Origin of the sequence: Tateyamaria omphalii, from assembly GCF_014651375.1 — a bacterium.
Lineage (GTDB): Bacteria > Pseudomonadota > Alphaproteobacteria > Rhodobacterales > Rhodobacteraceae > Tateyamaria > Tateyamaria omphalii.
Window position 1 is genome coordinate 956,168 of sequence record NZ_BMWT01000002.1, and the last position, 15,694, is coordinate 971,861.

General features: G+C 59.1%; 18 protein-coding genes. 6 read left to right on the forward strand and 12 right to left on the reverse strand.

All coding sequences use genetic code 11. The features are described from left to right. Nucleotides 1–9 precede the first annotated feature (9 nt). From IE087_RS10360 to IE087_RS10385, 6 genes are all read right to left on the reverse strand, one after another. Nucleotides 10–540 carry an ester cyclase gene (locus IE087_RS10360; RefSeq protein WP_189369226.1) on the reverse strand — a complete coding sequence of 177 codons (531 nt, stop codon included), beginning with the start codon at nt 538–540 and terminating at the stop codon, nt 10–12. Between the two features lie 126 nt (nt 541–666). Next, nucleotides 667–1,818, reverse strand: coding sequence for a carbohydrate ABC transporter permease (locus IE087_RS10365; RefSeq protein ID WP_189369227.1), 1,152 nt, complete (start codon nt 1,816–1,818; stop codon nt 667–669). Continuing rightward, complete coding sequence (locus tag IE087_RS10370; RefSeq protein ID WP_189369228.1) at nt 1,818–2,846, reverse strand: carbohydrate ABC transporter permease; 1,029 nt, start codon at nt 2,844–2,846, stop codon at nt 1,818–1,820. Before IE087_RS10370 ends, IE087_RS10365 begins: the two co-directional genes overlap by 1 nt. Further along, on the reverse strand, nt 2,843–3,001 hold the full coding sequence (locus IE087_RS10375) for a hypothetical protein (RefSeq protein WP_229801334.1): 159 nt from the start codon (nt 2,999–3,001) through the stop codon (nt 2,843–2,845). The genes IE087_RS10370 and IE087_RS10375 overlap by 4 nt, the downstream gene beginning before the upstream one ends. A 62-nt stretch (nt 3,002–3,063) precedes the next feature. Beyond that, on the reverse strand, nt 3,064–4,284 hold the full coding sequence (locus tag IE087_RS10380) for an ABC transporter substrate-binding protein (protein ID WP_189369230.1): 1,221 nt from the start codon (nt 4,282–4,284) through the stop codon (nt 3,064–3,066). Nucleotides 4,285–4,378: 94 nt separating this feature from the next. Further along, nucleotides 4,379–5,425: an ABC transporter ATP-binding protein gene (locus tag IE087_RS10385; protein WP_189369231.1), complete on the reverse strand. Its 1,047-nt coding sequence runs from the start codon at nt 5,423–5,425 to the stop codon at nt 4,379–4,381. 697 nt (nt 5,426–6,122) lie between these two features. On the opposite strand from IE087_RS10385, the gene IE087_RS10390 reads away from it, so the two are divergent. Continuing rightward, nucleotides 6,123–6,536, forward strand: a complete 414-nt coding sequence (locus tag IE087_RS10390; RefSeq protein WP_189369232.1) for a hypothetical protein — start codon at nt 6,123–6,125, stop codon at nt 6,534–6,536. Between the two features lie 85 nt (nt 6,537–6,621). Here the strand turns inward: IE087_RS10390 and IE087_RS10395 are convergent, their stop codons facing one another. Beyond that, nucleotides 6,622–7,845 (reverse strand): acyl-CoA dehydrogenase, encoded by a 1,224-nt coding sequence (locus IE087_RS10395; RefSeq protein WP_189369233.1) that lies wholly within the window; start codon nt 7,843–7,845, stop codon nt 6,622–6,624. A gap of 227 nt (nt 7,846–8,072) precedes the next feature. Here IE087_RS10395 and IE087_RS10400 point away from each other — a divergent pair, with 227 nt between their 5' ends. Then, on the forward strand, nt 8,073–8,423 hold the full coding sequence (locus IE087_RS10400) for a cupredoxin domain-containing protein (protein WP_189369234.1): 351 nt from the start codon (nt 8,073–8,075) through the stop codon (nt 8,421–8,423). On the opposite strand, the gene IE087_RS10405 is transcribed toward IE087_RS10400, so the two are convergent. Together IE087_RS10405 and IE087_RS10410 are read right to left on the reverse strand one after the other, a co-directional pair. Continuing rightward, on the reverse strand, nt 8,420–9,091 hold the full coding sequence (locus IE087_RS10405; RefSeq protein ID WP_189369235.1) for an SOS response-associated peptidase: 672 nt from the start codon (nt 9,089–9,091) through the stop codon (nt 8,420–8,422). The genes IE087_RS10400 and IE087_RS10405 overlap by 4 nt on opposite strands. Before the next feature lie 163 nt (nt 9,092–9,254). Next, nucleotides 9,255–10,814: a bifunctional metallophosphatase/5'-nucleotidase gene (locus tag IE087_RS10410; RefSeq protein WP_189369236.1), complete on the reverse strand. Its 1,560-nt coding sequence runs from the start codon at nt 10,812–10,814 to the stop codon at nt 9,255–9,257. Between the two features lie 141 nt (nt 10,815–10,955). On the opposite strand from IE087_RS10410, the gene IE087_RS10415 reads away from it, so the two are divergent. The 3 genes from IE087_RS10415 to IE087_RS10425 are packed head-to-tail and all read left to right on the forward strand — an operon-like array spanning nt 10,956 to nt 12,783. Continuing rightward, entirely contained in the window at nt 10,956–11,303 is a 348-nt protein-coding gene (locus IE087_RS10415; RefSeq protein WP_189369237.1) for a DUF952 domain-containing protein, read from the forward strand. Beyond that, a complete protein-coding gene (locus IE087_RS10420) occupies nt 11,300–11,728 on the forward strand; it encodes a DUF1330 domain-containing protein (protein ID WP_229801335.1) in 429 nt (142 codons plus the stop codon). Before IE087_RS10415 ends, IE087_RS10420 begins: the two co-directional genes overlap by 4 nt. Next, the gene (locus tag IE087_RS10425) at nt 11,725–12,783 is read left to right on the forward strand and encodes a quinone-dependent dihydroorotate dehydrogenase (RefSeq protein ID WP_189369238.1); all 1,059 of its coding nucleotides are present in this window, start codon (nt 11,725–11,727) and stop codon (nt 12,781–12,783) included. Before IE087_RS10420 ends, IE087_RS10425 begins: the two co-directional genes overlap by 4 nt. A gap of 35 nt (nt 12,784–12,818) precedes the next feature. Here IE087_RS10425 and IE087_RS10430 read toward each other — a convergent pair whose 3' ends face one another. From IE087_RS10430 to IE087_RS10440, 3 genes are read right to left on the reverse strand one after another with little or no spacing between them, the layout of a single operon-like run. Next, nucleotides 12,819–14,150, reverse strand: a complete 1,332-nt coding sequence (locus IE087_RS10430; RefSeq protein ID WP_189369239.1) for an MATE family efflux transporter — start codon at nt 14,148–14,150, stop codon at nt 12,819–12,821. Continuing rightward, nucleotides 14,151–14,651: a PaaI family thioesterase gene (locus IE087_RS10435; protein ID WP_189369240.1), complete on the reverse strand. Its 501-nt coding sequence runs from the start codon at nt 14,649–14,651 to the stop codon at nt 14,151–14,153. Beyond that, nucleotides 14,648–15,076 carry a PaaI family thioesterase gene (locus IE087_RS10440; protein WP_189369241.1) on the reverse strand — a complete coding sequence of 143 codons (429 nt, stop codon included), beginning with the start codon at nt 15,074–15,076 and terminating at the stop codon, nt 14,648–14,650. Before IE087_RS10440 ends, IE087_RS10435 begins: the two co-directional genes overlap by 4 nt. Nucleotides 15,077–15,201: 125 nt before the next feature. Between IE087_RS10440 and IE087_RS10445 the strand changes: the two genes are divergently transcribed. Further along, the gene (locus IE087_RS10445) at nt 15,202–15,573 is read left to right on the forward strand and encodes a MerR family transcriptional regulator (protein ID WP_189369242.1); all 372 of its coding nucleotides are present in this window, start codon (nt 15,202–15,204) and stop codon (nt 15,571–15,573) included. The last annotated feature ends 121 nt before the right edge of the window (nt 15,574–15,694 follow it).

The following is a 15,694-nucleotide window of genomic DNA, read 5'->3' on the forward strand; positions in this document are numbered from 1 at the left end:
CTCATCACCTCAGTTGTCGGGTCGCGGCGGTGTCTTGTCGCCACGATCGAAGGCTTCCCAGCCCTCACCATCAAAAACGTCCCGCCCCAACTGGGCGAGGACGTGGGGAAAATCGACCATCACGAAGTTGTCGGTGATGCGGCCATCTTCGACCTTCCAGAAATCCATGTATCGGATCTCGATCCGCTTGCCGGTGGGCGCAATCCCCATGAATTCGCCAGCATGGGTGGCTTCCTGTCGACCAAAGGCCGCAGCCCACTCCCCCATATACAGCCGTGCCTCGTCCACGCAGACCTTATCGGCAAAGGCCGCCTGAAAGGGGCGTTGCCAGTTGTCCTGAAACTCTTGCAAGCCCGTCTTGGTGCCGCATCCCTGATTTCCCATCCAGCGGAAGGACTGGGCAAAGAACTGGCCAATATCATCAATGCGGTGGTCGTTCAGACCATCCACCATCCCCTCAATAACCGCGCGCGTTTCCTCGGTCTTGGTCATGTCAGTGTCGCGGGTCAGAACCGCTTGCTCGGGGCGGGATCCCTTCATCGGATCATCCTTTCATTTGTGGTGTGTGACGCGTCGAAGAATTGACGCGTACACAAATGAAATCCCGTGGCATCCGGTTGAGCGCGGGATGCGCTTGCATCCTGCAGGTGCGCGACGAGCTGCTCATCAGCCTTTGACCGCCCCCGCTGTCAGCCCCGACACGATCTGGCGCTGGAACACCATGACCAGAAGGAACAGGGGTGCCGTGATAGACACAGCTGCAGCGACTGCCTCGACCTGGTCAGTCGTGGTCGTCTCGCGGTTGAAGTAGCCCGCGATGGCCGGAACCATGGTCTGGTTCTGTGCATCAAGCAGCAGCGCCGTGACAAGGAAATCGTTGTAGCCCAGAAGGAAGCTGAACAGCCCCGTCGTGATAACCCCCGGCCACATGACGGGCATGATCACACGGCGAAACGCCTGGAAATGGCTGCACCCGTCCACGCGCGCCGCCTCGTCCAACTCGGATGGGATGTTCTGGAAGAACGACCGCAGCATCCAGATAGTGAAGGGTTGGTTGATTGCCACGAGCACGGCGATAATCGCCCAGGGCTGGCCATAGAGTGTCGGGCTGAGATCGCCCAGGATCGGGCGCAGGATTTCTGCCGAGTTGATGAACCACGGCAGGTAGCCAGCTACCAGCACCGAGTGCGGCAAGGCGCGGAAGACAAGCGCGATGATCAGGAGCCAGAAGGCGAGGTTCGAGCCGGAGCGTGCGAGGCCGTAGCCCGCGAGCGTACCGACCGTGAGCGACACCGTCACCACGCCCGCAGTCACGATCATCGAGTTGATGAAGTTGCGGTAGAACTGGTTCTCGCCCCAGACCGCCACGTAGTGCTCGGTTGTCAGGCCGAGGATCGGCGTACCGAGCGGACCGGCAATGCTGTTGAGCATGCCGAAGACCAAAGGCAGTGCTCCAAAAAAGATCAGCACAAACAGCAGGCCATAGACCGCCGCGCCCACGAGCCAGCCCAGCACGATGAAGCCAGGGGGCGAGTATTGCTCAACCATGCCCGGCAGCCGGGTGAACGCCCAGCGGATCGCGAAGTAGAGCACGATCAAGCCCAGAAGGATGTCGAGTAAACTGAGGCCATTGCCCGCCGCCCGCGTAGCGGGTCCGGTGATCACGTTCCACGCACTTGCATCAAAGGCATCGCGCGGGGATTTCACGCTCATCACCGCGATCCACGCGATGGGGAAGGCCGCGATGAGGCACCAGAAGGCGAGGAAAGCGCCGGATGCGACCTTGAGGGACAGCGGCTGCGCGGTGGCTTTGGACATTAATGTGCCCCCCCTTTGTGGTCACGCCAGGTGCGGCGCAGCGGTAGGATCAGCAGGATCACAATGCCTACCATTGTCAGCATTGCGCTCGCTGCCGCCCGGCTGATCGCGCGGTTGCCGGCGTCATCCGGTGTCAGGAAATCGAAGGTCAGCCATTGCAGCGAAATCACATGCGCCTGACTGCGGAAGCCGATGATTTCGTCAAAGACGCGGTAGCAGTCCATCAGGTGGATCAGCGCGATGAAGATGATCAAAGGCATCAGATGCGGAATGATGACATAGCGCAGACGTTCAAAACGGTTCGCTCCGTCAATGATAGCACTTTCCAGTGTGTCCATGTTCACGGTCTGCAGACCGGCATAGAAGATCACGAAGGCAAAGGGCGCGACGTGCCACACGCGGTAGAAATACATCAGCAGCTCAATCGTCCAGGCTTGGGCAAACATCGCGATGTCACGATCAAGCCAACGCTCCAGCGTCGCCGTCAGAATGCCGTCACCCACAAACAGCCAGTAGATCGAAAGCGATCCAATGACCGGTGTGATGATGAAAGGGAGGAGCGAAATGAAGATGACTGGCCCGCGCAAAGCCTTGGTCGCGTTGTTGACCGCCAACGCGATCATCAGACCCACACCAATCACAAGGGGCAAGGTTACAAGGGTGAACATCAACGTGAACCGCAGCGCCTTCCAGAAATCGATCTGAAGGATGTCACCCCAATTTCCGGAGCCGATGGCGGCCCAGAATTTGTCCATCTGCAAGACGTTCTGGTAGCTCTGCACACCCACCCAGGCTGTTGTTGTCTGCGTCCTGCCCGTTTCCTCGTCGATTACTGGGACTGTCTTGATCTCCGTCGTGCAAGTCTGGGTCAAAAAGCCGGGGGTACAGGTTTCGACCTCAATCTGCTGCATGACAGGTTGGGTAATCTGGAAAGACTGGATGAAGACCGAAATCAAAGGCGCCGCGATAAAAAGCAACATCATGAACACCGATGGTGCCACGAACCAGAAGAAGGTTTTGAACTTCATGCTGCTGTCCTTTCCACCATGCACAAGACAACCCCGATCTGGCGTTCGATCATCATGGTCGCGGCACCCGAGTGTGTGTCCGGTCGTTCGGCAAGACACGCGACACCCGCGCATCCAGCAGAGCCACCGCTCACATCAATATGGTTGAACTCCATGGTCATCTGTTCCCATCAGTGAAGTGGCTGGCCGAGGATGCGCCTCGGCCAGCCTAAGTTGCTTACTGCAACACGCCGGCCTCTTTGGCCGAAGTGGTGTAGGCTTCTTCCACAGCCGCAAGCGTCGCTGCGGCATCACGGTCACCGGTCAGGAATGCAGGCAGTTCGTTGCCCAGCGCGGTGTGCAGCAGACCCATCTGCGTCGTGGACGGATACGCAGGCGGTGCGGGATTGGCGGTCGCCGTTGCAATTGCACCCTCGGCCAGCGGGCCGGGTTGGTAACCGTTCACGAGCCAGATTGCGGCCTCGTTGTTGGCAATGACCATGTCCGCATCCAGCCCCTCCATTGCCAGACGGAAGGCTGCGTCTGCCTCCTCGTCGGTGATGTTGGCCGCGATCACGATACCATCCCACCACAGGGTCGTGGCAGGCGCACCGCCGTCCATTGCCATAGGTGCCGCGGCCATGGTGACCTTGCCGACAACCTGGCTTTCGTTCTCGTCATTCATCGCACCAGCACGCGAAGCCCACAGGTTCGCCATGGCGATCTTGCCCTGTTGGAACTGCTGCTGAACGTACGTGGAGTCGCTGACCAGAACCTCTGGATCGGTGTAATCCAGCGTCTTCTTCATAGCCGCCAGCGCCTTCATCCCGGCGTCCGAATTCACCGCGGCGGTGTTGTCGTCGTTAAAGAACGCCCCACCAAAGCCCGGATACATATTCACGAATTCCTGGGCGAGGTTCCAGCCCGACTTCATGGTCGCGCCAATGGCGTGATCGACGACACCTGCTTCCTTGATCTTATCAGCGGCAGCGAACACTTCGTCCCACGTTGTGGGGGTGTCGATGCCCAGATCAGCCAGAATATCGCTGCGATACATCAGGTGCTGTGTGTTCACCATCATCGCCACGGCCATGATCTTGCCATCCACGCGGATCAACTGGTTGGGCGAAAGGTTCTGACCGTACTTCGCCACCAGATCATCCAGCGGGCGAATGGTGCCCGCGTTCAGCAGCGGCGTGACGGTGCCGTTCGACACACCACCGATGTGATATAGCGATGGGTTCGCCTCGAACGCCGCGGGTTGCTTGGTGCGGAATTCCTGGTCCAGTTCGGCCTGGAAGTTGCCGCACTCGGCCATGGCGTCGGTCACGGCTTTCCACGCCTCAAAACCCGCTGTCAACGACTTGAGCGGCACCTCGTTTTCGTAGGAACACGCGGCAAAGGCCGTGGTGCCCAAAAGCGAGACAGCGCCCGCCAGTGCCAATTTCTTCAGATACATTTACAGACTCCCTGTTGTGTTTGACGCCAGTGCATCTTGCAAGGCTGCACTGGCCGGATTGGTCCGCCCGGATGCCTCCGGACAAACAAGTTCCTCAGGCAAGACGTTCGCCGGAAGAAGAATCAAATGCGTGGCAGATGCCCGCAGGAACCGAGAAGGACACTGTGTCACCGATCTCGGCCCGGAATTCCTTGTGCGCTTTGATCGACACAAGCTGCCCACCAGCGCGCACGGTCAGCATCGTGGCATCCCCAAGCAACTCAATCGTGTAGATCGGCGCGGTGATTTGGCCATCGCTTTCAGCCAAAGCCGCGTCCTCCGCTCGAAAGCCCAGTGTGGCCGGACCATCTGGTGCCGACAGACCGCTGATCGTGACATTGTCGCCGGCAAACGTGCCCCCATTGACCGTGCCGTCCATCAGGTTCATGGCTGGCGAACCGATGAAGCTGGCCACAAAGGTGTTGGCGGGCCGGTCGTAAATCTCCGTCGGCGTGCCAACCTGTTGGACCTTGCCCTGCTTCATCACGACGACACGGTCGGCCAGGGTCATCGCCTCGATCTGGTCGTGTGTCACGTAAACGGTTGTGACTTTCAGCTCGTGGCTGAGGTTCTTGATCTGGGCACGGGTCGACACACGCAGCTTGGCATCGAGATTCGACAACGGTTCGTCCATAAGGAACACGTTGGGCTCGCGCACGATGGCCCGTGCCAGCGCCACACGCTGACGCTGGCCGCCCGACAACTCCGCCGGTTTGCGGTGTAGGAACTCGTCCAGCTCAACCATGGCAGAGGCGCGGCGTACCTTCTCGTCGTGCGAGGCCGGATCGACCTTGCGCACCTTCAGCGGGAAGCGGATGTTTTCATAGACATTGAGATGCGGGTACAAGCCATAGGACTGGAACACCATCGCGACATCCCGGTCCTTGGGGTCCAGATCGTTGACGCGCTTGCCATCGATCATGATGTCGCCTTCAGTTGCATCTTCAAGCCCGGCAATCATGCGCATCGTCGTCGTCTTGCCACAGCCTGACGGACCAAGCAGAACCAGGAATTCTTCATCCGCGATGGTTAGGTCAAAATTGTCGACGCCGACAAATGTGCCCCACCGCTTGTTCAAGTTACGCAGCTGGATTTCCGCCATCAGATCCCCCGGCCGAAAGGTTGCAAGCTTAGGCTAGACAGCCATATCAGCGCTTGGCAACTGTTTTTTGCACACGTGTGCAAAACTGCCTGTACGGCTGCTCTGTTAAGCCTTTCAAATGCGCAACTGCACGCGTTTCAGGTAATTGGAAACGCTGCACTGCAGCAAGGCGGCCAGAGGCAATTTGCAATCTACGACACCGCCCTTTGTTGGCCTTTTGACATTTCAACCGGCAGGTGAGTCGAGCATCCTAATCTGACCTGCGCTGCAGTGCGGCGCGCGCCAAAAGGGATGATGCAACCTTCATGGTCACCCGAAAAAGAGGCTGCGCGAAACCAGTAGATGTCCACGCCGCCCACCTATCCGACGGGATTGCTGGCGCTTGGGCACACCAATCTACACCCGAATCGAACACGCCTTCAGAACTGATCAGAGCGCAGAGAACATGCCGTGCAAGGACCGTAGATTTCGGCACCCTGACAATGCAATGCGCGAAGATCGGCACGTTTGCGATCAGAAAGACAGAACAGGGTGACCTTCGGTCGCGTTTCAGCGAGTGAATGACAATATCTGTTCGAGGTGACGGGTCTGCACTGTCCGCAAGAGCGCGCCACTTTCTCCCGGTATTCGGACGCGCGTCCAGTGGTTCAGCATATCCAGCCCCAAGCACCACCCATTTTTCGAAAGTGCAAACCGCATGAAGACCGACGACAAAACGCCCGACCCTTACACTGTCAACTACATTGGGACGTATCTCAGAAACTACGCGATTTTCGGATCTCTGGCAGCGATCGGGGCGCGAATGATGCGCGCAGCGGTCAAAAATGAAGCCCCTCTGTCAGCAATCGATTTGGGCCGCTTGGTCGGTTTATCTGAAGGCATCATGATTTGGGGTGTCGGCCTTTTGACGCTTTTAACCGGACTTGGGCTGTGCTTTTGGAACGCAGGCAGCGCAATCATGGACATCCTGAAGTTTCACAAAGTTCCGCCAAACGCCAAGGACATGCAGCTGATAAAAGCTGCCGGTGTGTTTGTATTCATTGTCTTGGGCATTGCAGTCCCGTTTTACGCGGGCGTTGCAATCTTTGGCTTCTATCTGCGGGCACTCTAGGCAAGCAAAATCACATTGCGCCAAGGCAACGGACCGGGCAGCAACCCGGCCCCTGGCCTTGTTTGGAAACGTCTTGAGGGCGTCTTCAGAAAAAGGCCTGCAAGCCAGTTTGCGCGCGCCCAAGGATCAGCGCATGCACATCATGGGTGCCCTCATAGGTGTTTACCGTTTCAAGGTTCACCATGTGACGCATCACCTGGAACTCACCGGAAATCCCGTTCCCGCCATGCATGTCACGGGCCGCACGCGCAATCTCAAGCGCCTTGCCACAGTTATTGCGTTTGACGATGGAAATCATCTCGGGCGCGGCCTGTGCTGCATCCATCAAACGACCCACCTGCAGCGAAGCTTGCAAACCCAAGGTGATCTCCGTCTGCATATCGGCCAGCTTCTTTTGGAACAGTTGCGTTTGCGCCAGCGGCTTGCCGAACTGTTTGCGGTCCAGCCCGTATTGACGCGCGGCGTGCCAGCAGAACTCGGCTGCCCCCATCGCCCCCCACGAGATGCCGTAGCGCGCACGATTCAGACACCCAAACGGCCCCTTGAGTCCCTGAACATCCGGAAGCAGTGCGTCCTCACCAACCTCCACATTCTCCATCACGATCTCACCGGTGATCGAGGCCCGCAGGGACAGTTTGTTTTCGATTTTGGGCGCGGACAGGCCCGCCATACCTTTCTCAAGGACAAATCCACGGATCTTGCCGCCGTGTTCCTCGGACTTGGCCCAGATCACGAAGACATCGGCAATGGGCGCATTCGAAATCCACATCTTGGACCCGTTCAGCACATAACCATCGTCAGTCTTTTTGGCCGTGGTCTTCATCCCCGCCGGGTCGCTGCCTGCGTCAGGTTCCGTCAGACCAAAACACCCAATCCACTCACCCGATGCCAGTTTGGGCAAGTATTTCTTGCGCTGTTCTTCCGATCCGTAGGCATAGATCGGATAGATGACGAGCGAGGATTGCACCGACATCATGGACCGGTATCCGCTATCGATCCGCTCGACCTCGCGCGCGACGAGACCGTAGGAGACATACGAACTGCCAAGCCCACCATACTCTTCGGGTAGCGTTACACCCAAAAGACCCATATTCCCCATCTCGCGAAAGATATCCGCATCCGTCGTCTCATCGGCGAAAGCACTGACCACACGCGGCGCCAGTTTTTCCTGGGCGTAGGCATGAGCCGAGGCCTGGATCATGCGTTCGTCTTCGATCAACTGATCAGATAGGCGCAGAGGATCGGACCAGTCAAAGGACCCAAGGTCCGGCGCATCTTTGGCCTTCAGGATCTTTGTCTCGACGTTCATAGGGTCCTCCATCCATCTGCGTGTGCCGGATCGGCATGTCTTTGCATTGCTATGTAATGCGACGCGACGGGCAACGCCATGCGTCATCGGCACCATGCACCAACCCAATTCAGGTGACATGCCCCAGGCTGGACGCAAGCCCGCCCCAATTCGGCCTCATTCTCCCCTCATAGACAACGGATACGATTCTGTCTTTCGGGTGGGGCCGAAGCAAAAGGAGTGCTGGCATGAAGCGCGCGATGCAAATTGGGGCCGTCCTGGCCACGCTGACGGCTGCAACCGCGGTCTCTGCAGCCGAACACGAGATTCTGATCCTGCCGGACGCCTATTTCCCGTCGGTCCTGTATCTTGACGAAGGCGACACGGTGAAGTTCACCAATCTCACTGGTGCAGAGCACAACATCATCTCAAAGAACGAAAGCTGGGCGCTCGGTCCGATTGCAGACCAAGGGTCTGTCACCATGATCGTTGACCAAAACGTTCAAACCACTTTCTACGATGCAGACGCTGTTTCGGAAGAGGATGGATCGTACCTCGTTGAGGGCAACATGAGCTTCGGAGAAGCGCCGCTCGACTAGGCGTCAACTGGGGTTATGAGGTCCGAACCGGATGCCCGGTTCGAATTGACTGCAGAATCCACCCGGTGCCACATTAGAAGGTCATCAGGGGCGGCTCGCATCAGCGTGGCGGCCCCTTTTCCCTTTTCGCCCAACCACAACGCGACATCCTCGGGCTCGAGCACGACGGGCATACGGTGATGGATGGACGACATGGATTTGTTCGCAGCAGTGGTCACAATGGCCGCTGCACGTATCCGATCACCGTGTTCCTCCTTTGGTTTCCACTCTTGCCAGACTGCCGCAAAAACCAGTGGCGCCCCATCGCTGCGGGTAATGTACCAAGGCAACCGCGTCTCACCTTCGCGTGTCCATTCATAAAAACCCGATGCAGGAATAGCGGCGCGTCGCTCTCGGCAGGCATTTCGGAATGCCGGTTTCTCAGCAATCGTCTCAGACCTTGCATTGATGAGGAGCGGACCATCCGTGGGTGTCTTGTACCAATGTGGGATGAAACCCCAACGCATCGGGGCCAGCCATCGTTGCCCACGCTGATACGTGACAGTGTGTACGGAGTCGGTCGGGCAGACATTGAAATTAGGAACGTCGGGCATGTCATTTGCGGCAACAGCCGCGAACATCTCCGACATATCTTCCGGGGCCAGCGATATTGAAAAACGTCCACACATGAGAATGAAACTATCTGGTCCAAACAAAAATCGTAAGGCGGATCTTGATCCGCCAGCGCGGCGGAGGACACCTCCGCCTTACAGTTGGGTATGAAAAAAGGCGGAGCATCTGCTCCGCCTTACTCTTGATCCTGTAAGGCGCAGGTGTCCTGCGCCACCGCCACTACTTCACCGTGATACGACCATCGGTGTAGGGCGTGAACGGCCCCTGCTCCGCTAGGTACTCCGCCAGCACATCCGCCAAGTCAGGTCCGAAATCATAAGCGTTCTCTGCAGTTGTGAACATGGCATAGCCATCACCACCATTGCGAACGTAGTTATTCGAAACGACCCCATAGACCTTGGCCGGATCAATGGGCGCGCCTCCAACCATAACGTCACTCACACGCTCACCCACGGGTTTTGACGCATCAAAGGCAAAGCTCATCCCCGCTACCTGAGGGAAGCGACCCTTAACCTCTTCGATCTGACTCACGCCGTTTTCCAACGCATCGACCATTGCTTGGCCGGAGACTTGGAACGTTGACAGTGTATTCTGGAAGGGGAGCACGGTCAGCACCTCGCCCATCGTGATTTCGCCCGAATCGATCGAGGCGCGGATGCCCCCACCGTTCTGAATAGCGATCTCGACCCCCTGCTCCTTGACCCGCGCCAGCATTGCATCAGCAATTAACGAGCCCATGGCGCATTCCTGCACACGACAGACCGAACGGTCCCCTTCGATAGGCTCTGCAGCCTCCGCAACAATCCGCGTTTTCATCTCTGCGATGGGCGCGCCCATCTCTGCGATCCGCGCGACGAAATCGGCATTGGGTTCAACGGACGCATCCAGCAGCATCGGATCACCAGAGGCCGCCGTCACATTGCCGTCGTCATCGAATGTCACCGTCAGGTGGCCGAGATACTTGGTGTAGGCATAGGCCTGCGCGACAGCCGCATCGCCCACCATGGTTGGATAAGCCGGTGTTTCCGCGTCGTCATTGGACATCAGCGTATGGCTGTGGCCACCGATCACCACGTCGATACCGTCCACCGCCTCGGCAATCGCGAGGTCCTTGGTCAGGCCCACATGGTTCAGCGCGATTATGATATCGACCCCTTCACCCTGCAGCGTGGCGACATCCGCCTGCAGCGCTTCGATTTCATCCTGGAAAACAACATTTGGGCCGGGAGACGACGTTTCGACCGTGTCTGTGGCCAGGGCAGAGATCACGCCAATCTTCTTGCCGCCCACTTCGAGGACCACGTGGTTTTCAACCTTGCCACTCAGCGTCTCTTCCGCCGTCAGGTCCAGGTTGCCTGAGATGACAGGAAAGCTCACCTTCTCGATAAAATCGGCCAGACCCTGCGGGCCATCATCGAACTCGTGGTTGCCCACGGCCATGGCGTCATAACCCATCTGTTCCATGAACTCAGCCTCGGCCGCACCCTTATAGGTGGTGTAGAATAGCGAGCCCTGGAACGGGTCGCCCGCGTCCAATACGATGACGTTCTGGTTGTCGAGCGATGCCTTCTTGGAATCAATTGCGCTCTTTACCCGCGCAACGCCACCAAAGCATGACCCTTCGGCCTCGCCCTCGGCGTTACAGGTCGAATCGTACTTGTTGATCGATTCAATGCGGCTGTGCATGTCGTTGGTGTGCAAAATGTGCAGCGTGTATTCGGCCGATGCCATGCCTGCGCTCAACGTAAGCGCAGCAGTGCCCATCAGAAATCGGGTCATCTGGTGTCTCCCTCATTGGTTATGTGCATATCGTGACAACAATCCGCACCGCGAGTCAAAGCGGTTCCTTGGGGAAAGCGCGCAACAAATCCATGACAGCCCGCACTTGACCACTGCGTAAGCAAGCTGCATCACGCACCCATGCTGATTTACAAGATTTTCCGCGCCCCCGAATGGGCGCATCTGCGCGAAAACCGCAGCACGCCGGGCGCGCCGATCGATGTGCAGGATGGCTATGTCCATTTCTCGACGGCGACACAGGCTGCCGAAACCGCCGCCAAGCATTTTGCAGGCGAAGACGACCTGTTCCTGATCGCGGTCGAGACGGACGGCCTGGGTGATGACCTGAAATGGGAAGTGTCCCGCGGCGGGGCCGAGTTCCCGCATCTGTATCGCGAGATGCGGTTGGCAGATGTCCACTGGGCACAACCCTTGCCACTGAAAAACGGACATCACCAGTTCCCGGCGGGTGCAGGGTTCGACACGTGACCCATATCGACCCGACAGCTGAGCAGTTTCAGGCCTTCAAGGACCTGCCACGCGACACACCGATCGAGATGCTCAACCTCGTCCGTTTCAACGATCTCGCCAATTATCCAGGTGACCACGAATTGGCGCGCGACGGGCTGACCGGCGCGCAGGCCTATGGGCTCTATGGCAACCACTCGGCCCCGGTTCTGGCCAAGGTCGGCGGCCGTATTGCATGGCGTGGTGGCTTTGAAACCACGCTGATCGGTCCGGTGGACGAGGCTTGGGACGCCGTGTTTATCGCCCACTACCCAAATGCAGGGGCCTTCCTCGCCATGGTCACTGATCCCGACTACAAGCGCGCTGTGGTGCACCGGCAGGCAGCTGTCAAAACCTCGCGCCTGATCCGGTGCATACCAGCAGACGGGGGCGCGTCTTTCGGATGAAGCAAACTCTGGAACGCATCGGAACCCAGGCCCTGCGCAGGCTGGACCCAGAAACAGCACATGGACTGGCACTTAAAGCCCTGCACACACCGCTTGCGCCGCTGCCCGGCCCCATCACCAGCGACCGTCTGCGCACGTCACTGGCGGGTATGGACCTGCCCAACCCCGTGGGCCTTGCCGCAGGCTTCGACAAGAACGCGACTGCGATTGCACCGCTCAGCCGCGCGGGCTTCGGCTGGATCGAGGTCGGTGCGGCAACGCCCCTGCCCCAACCCGGCAATCCAAAACCGCGCCTCTTTCGGCTGACCGAGGATGCGGCCGCCATCAACCGTTTCGGATTTAACAATGACGGGATGCAGGCGATTGCCGCCCGCTTGGCGAAACGCCCCAAAGGGGTGCCAGTTGGCCTGAACCTTGGCGCCAACAAGGACAGCGCCAACCGGGCCGAGGATTTCGCAAAGGTGCTGCAACACTGCGCCCCGTATATCGACTTCGCCACGGTCAACGTCTCCAGCCCGAACACGGAAAAGCTACGGGACCTGCAGGGGCCCATGGCTTTGGCGGCACTGCTTGACGGCGTGATGCAGGTGCGCGGTGACATCCCCGTCTTCCTGAAAATCGCCCCGGACCTGACCGATCAGGACCTCGCCGACATCGCCAAGGTGGCCCAGGACGCGCGCGTCGCCGCCATCATTGCAACAAACACCACGCTGGACCGGACAGGCCTGCGCAGCGCGCATGCGCAGGAAAAGGGCGGCCTTTCCGGCGCTCCCCTGTTCGAGAAATCCACGCGCGTGCTGGCAAAGCTTCATCGCCTGACCAAGGTGCCGCTGATCGGTGTCGGTGGCATCGCGTCTGCCGAACACGCCTACGCCAAGATCAAGGCAGGCGCCTCAGCGGTGCAGCTTTACACCGGCCTTGTGTACGGCGGCCTCAGCCTCGCCACGCGCATCGCAGAAGAATTGGACACCCACCTGCAACAAGACGGTTTCCAATCCGTGGCAAGCGCAGTCGGCACTGAAACACAGAAGTGGCTCCAGGCTTCTTCTGACTGAAAATACGACGGGGTCTGGGGCAGCGCCCCAGTCCCTCAGCCCGCCGCCCGCTCCAAAGCCGGATACCGCACCCCCAGCGTCACCCCCCGTGCGGCAAATGATATGAGGATGGCAGCCCACAGCCCGTGATTGCCCATGAGGGGCAAGAGAACCAACACGGCCAACCAGTACAGCACAAAAGAGATCGCCATCATGTTGCGCATGTCCCTCCCCCGGCCAGCGCCAATGAATATGCCATCGAACATCCACGCGGCACAGCCCACCAACGGGGCAGCGACCATCCACCACAGGTACTCCCGCGCCACCACCTGCACCTCGGCATCCTTGGCCATCACGTCAATGAGCCATGGGCCAACAAACAGGAACGCGCCCGCAGTGACGCAGCATACGGTCATGCCCCACATGGATGTCATCAGCGCAGATCGGCGCACCCGCATGGGATCGCGGCGACCGTAGGCGCGGGCAATCAGGGTTTCTGCGGCAAAGGCAAAGCCATCCATGGCATAGGCGGTGATATACATGAACTGGATCAGCACCTCGTTCGCGGCCAGCGTCACATCACCGAACTTTGCACCCAGAAACACGAAGCTCGAAAAGATGATCATCAGCATTAGCGAGCGCAGCAAGATATCGGTATTCAGAAGCGCCATCTTGATCAGTTGCGCGCGCCGCAACACACGCGGCCAGTCGCGCCACGCGGGGCGATCAAAAGCCGCCCGGCAGAACCACAGCCCCAAGGCCGCGCCAATCACCTCGGCAATGACCGTGGCAATGGCCACACCGCTGACCCCCCAGCCAAAGCCCAGCACGAAGACAAAGTTCAGGATGATGTTCACCCCGTTCATGACAAGTTGGACCCAGAACACGCCGCCGGTTCGCTCCATCGCCACCAACCAGCCGGTCAAAGCGTAGACTGCAATGGCCGCCGGGGCGGTCCAGATGCGAATAAACAGGTAGTCGCGGGTCAGGCTCTCGACGTCGGCGCTGGCGGGCGACAGCTCGAAAGCCAGCCAGAAGATCGGGAATTGCAGCAGGATCAAACCCGCCCCGCCCATGGCAGCCACCAGCAAGGCGCGGGTCAACCAGGCCGATACCTCGTCGTTGTCTCCTGCCCCTGCCGCCTGCCCGGCAAGGCTGACGGTGCCCATGCGCAGGAACCCGAAAATCCAATAGACGGTGCTAAGGATGATGGCCCCCATGGCCACAGCGCCAATGGGCGCCGCTTCTCCCATCTGCCCCACGACGCCGACATCAACCGCGCCAAGGATCGGCACGGTGGCGTTGGACAACACAATGGGCAGCGCAATCTTGAGCACCCGCTTGTGGGTCAGCGGCGCGGGTGGGGCGGTGGGGGCGACCGCCTCCATCTAGCGCCGTTGCGGCATGACGAAGTGCCCGGTGGCCTGGGCAAACAGCCGGTCCCGATTGTCCTGCCAGCCCTCCACATGGACCGAGGCATAGCGCCGCCCTGACCGGTTGATGCGCGCGCGGGCATAGGCATCACGCGGTAGACCTGAGCGCAGATAGTCTACCGAGAAATCAACCGTCTTGGGCAGCCGGGGCAACTTGGGTGCGGTGCTCGGATCAAAGTCGAGCGCGCCGCTTTCAATATCCTCCCACAGATAGGACCAGGACAAGGTGATCACCGCAGTCGCTTCAAGGAACGCAGCCGTCACCCCACCATGCAATGCGGGCAACAGCGGGTTACCGATCAGCTTTTCGTCAAAGGGCAGCACACCGGTCAACTCGTCCCCGCGCCGATCAAAGGTCAGTCCAAGATACTGGATATAAGGCACGCCGCTGACCAGCGCCGACAGCGCGGCATCGCGGCGCTGTTTGACAACCTGCACGGGCTCAGGACGCTTCATCGCTTGCCCTCCACCGTAAAGGCGCCCGTCGCTGTGGCCACCGGATTGTCGCTGTCATCATCACAGGCCGTAGCCCGCACGAAAGCCACCGATCGCGTGACATGGTAGCAGGTCGCCCGGGTGGTGATGGCCTGTCCGGGTGTGGCCGCCCGCATGTAGTCAATGCGCAGATCAAGCGTGGCCGTCCCGCCAAGGTTTTCCGGATGGCTCATCACCGCAGCTCCACAGCACGTGTCCATTAGTGCCGAGACCGCGCCGCCGCTGATCACCCCCGTCTCGGGATCCCCGATCAGCCGGTCGTCATAAGGCATGGTGATCACCGCAACACCATCGTCCATCTCGGTCAGCTCCATCCCAAGATCTCGGGAATGTGGAATGGCTTCAATGAATTGTCTGGCAAGCTTCAGCTTATCTGGATCGGACATATGGCCTCGTCACACGGTCGTGGAAGCAAGTTATGGGTCTTGTGTGCAGATTGGGCAAGGCACCTGTTGCGTGCCGCGCTTACGCGTCATAGGCTCCAAGTGCAGGGATGGAGACAAAGGAAGTCATGGCAGACGACCGCTTGAGCTTTAAAGAGATGTGCGCGGAATTCGATGTGACACCGCGCACGCTGCGCTACTACGAATACATCGAATTGCTGCAACCGGACCGCGAAGGGCGGTCACGTTTCTATGGCCCGCGCGAATGTGCCCGCATGAAACTCATTCTCCGCGGACGCAAATTCGGCTTCCAGCTTGAGGACATCCGACAATGGTTGCTGATCTACGAGAACGAAGGCAACGAGCCCCAAATGCGTGCTTGGATTGAACTGGCCGACGGCCAACTGAAAGAACTGGACGAGCAGCGCAAACAACTGGACGAAGCCCGGGACGAATTGCAGGGCCTGCGCGACAGTGTGGCCAGCGGGCTGAAAAAATAGAGCTATCCACTTCTCTGAATACAGCAAAAGCTAACCGAAAAGGTGCACTAAATCCTGGAATTGCCGATGGCATGATGCCAAAAGTACTCCCGAGGCACTTTGTGCGCCAGTATTGACGTCC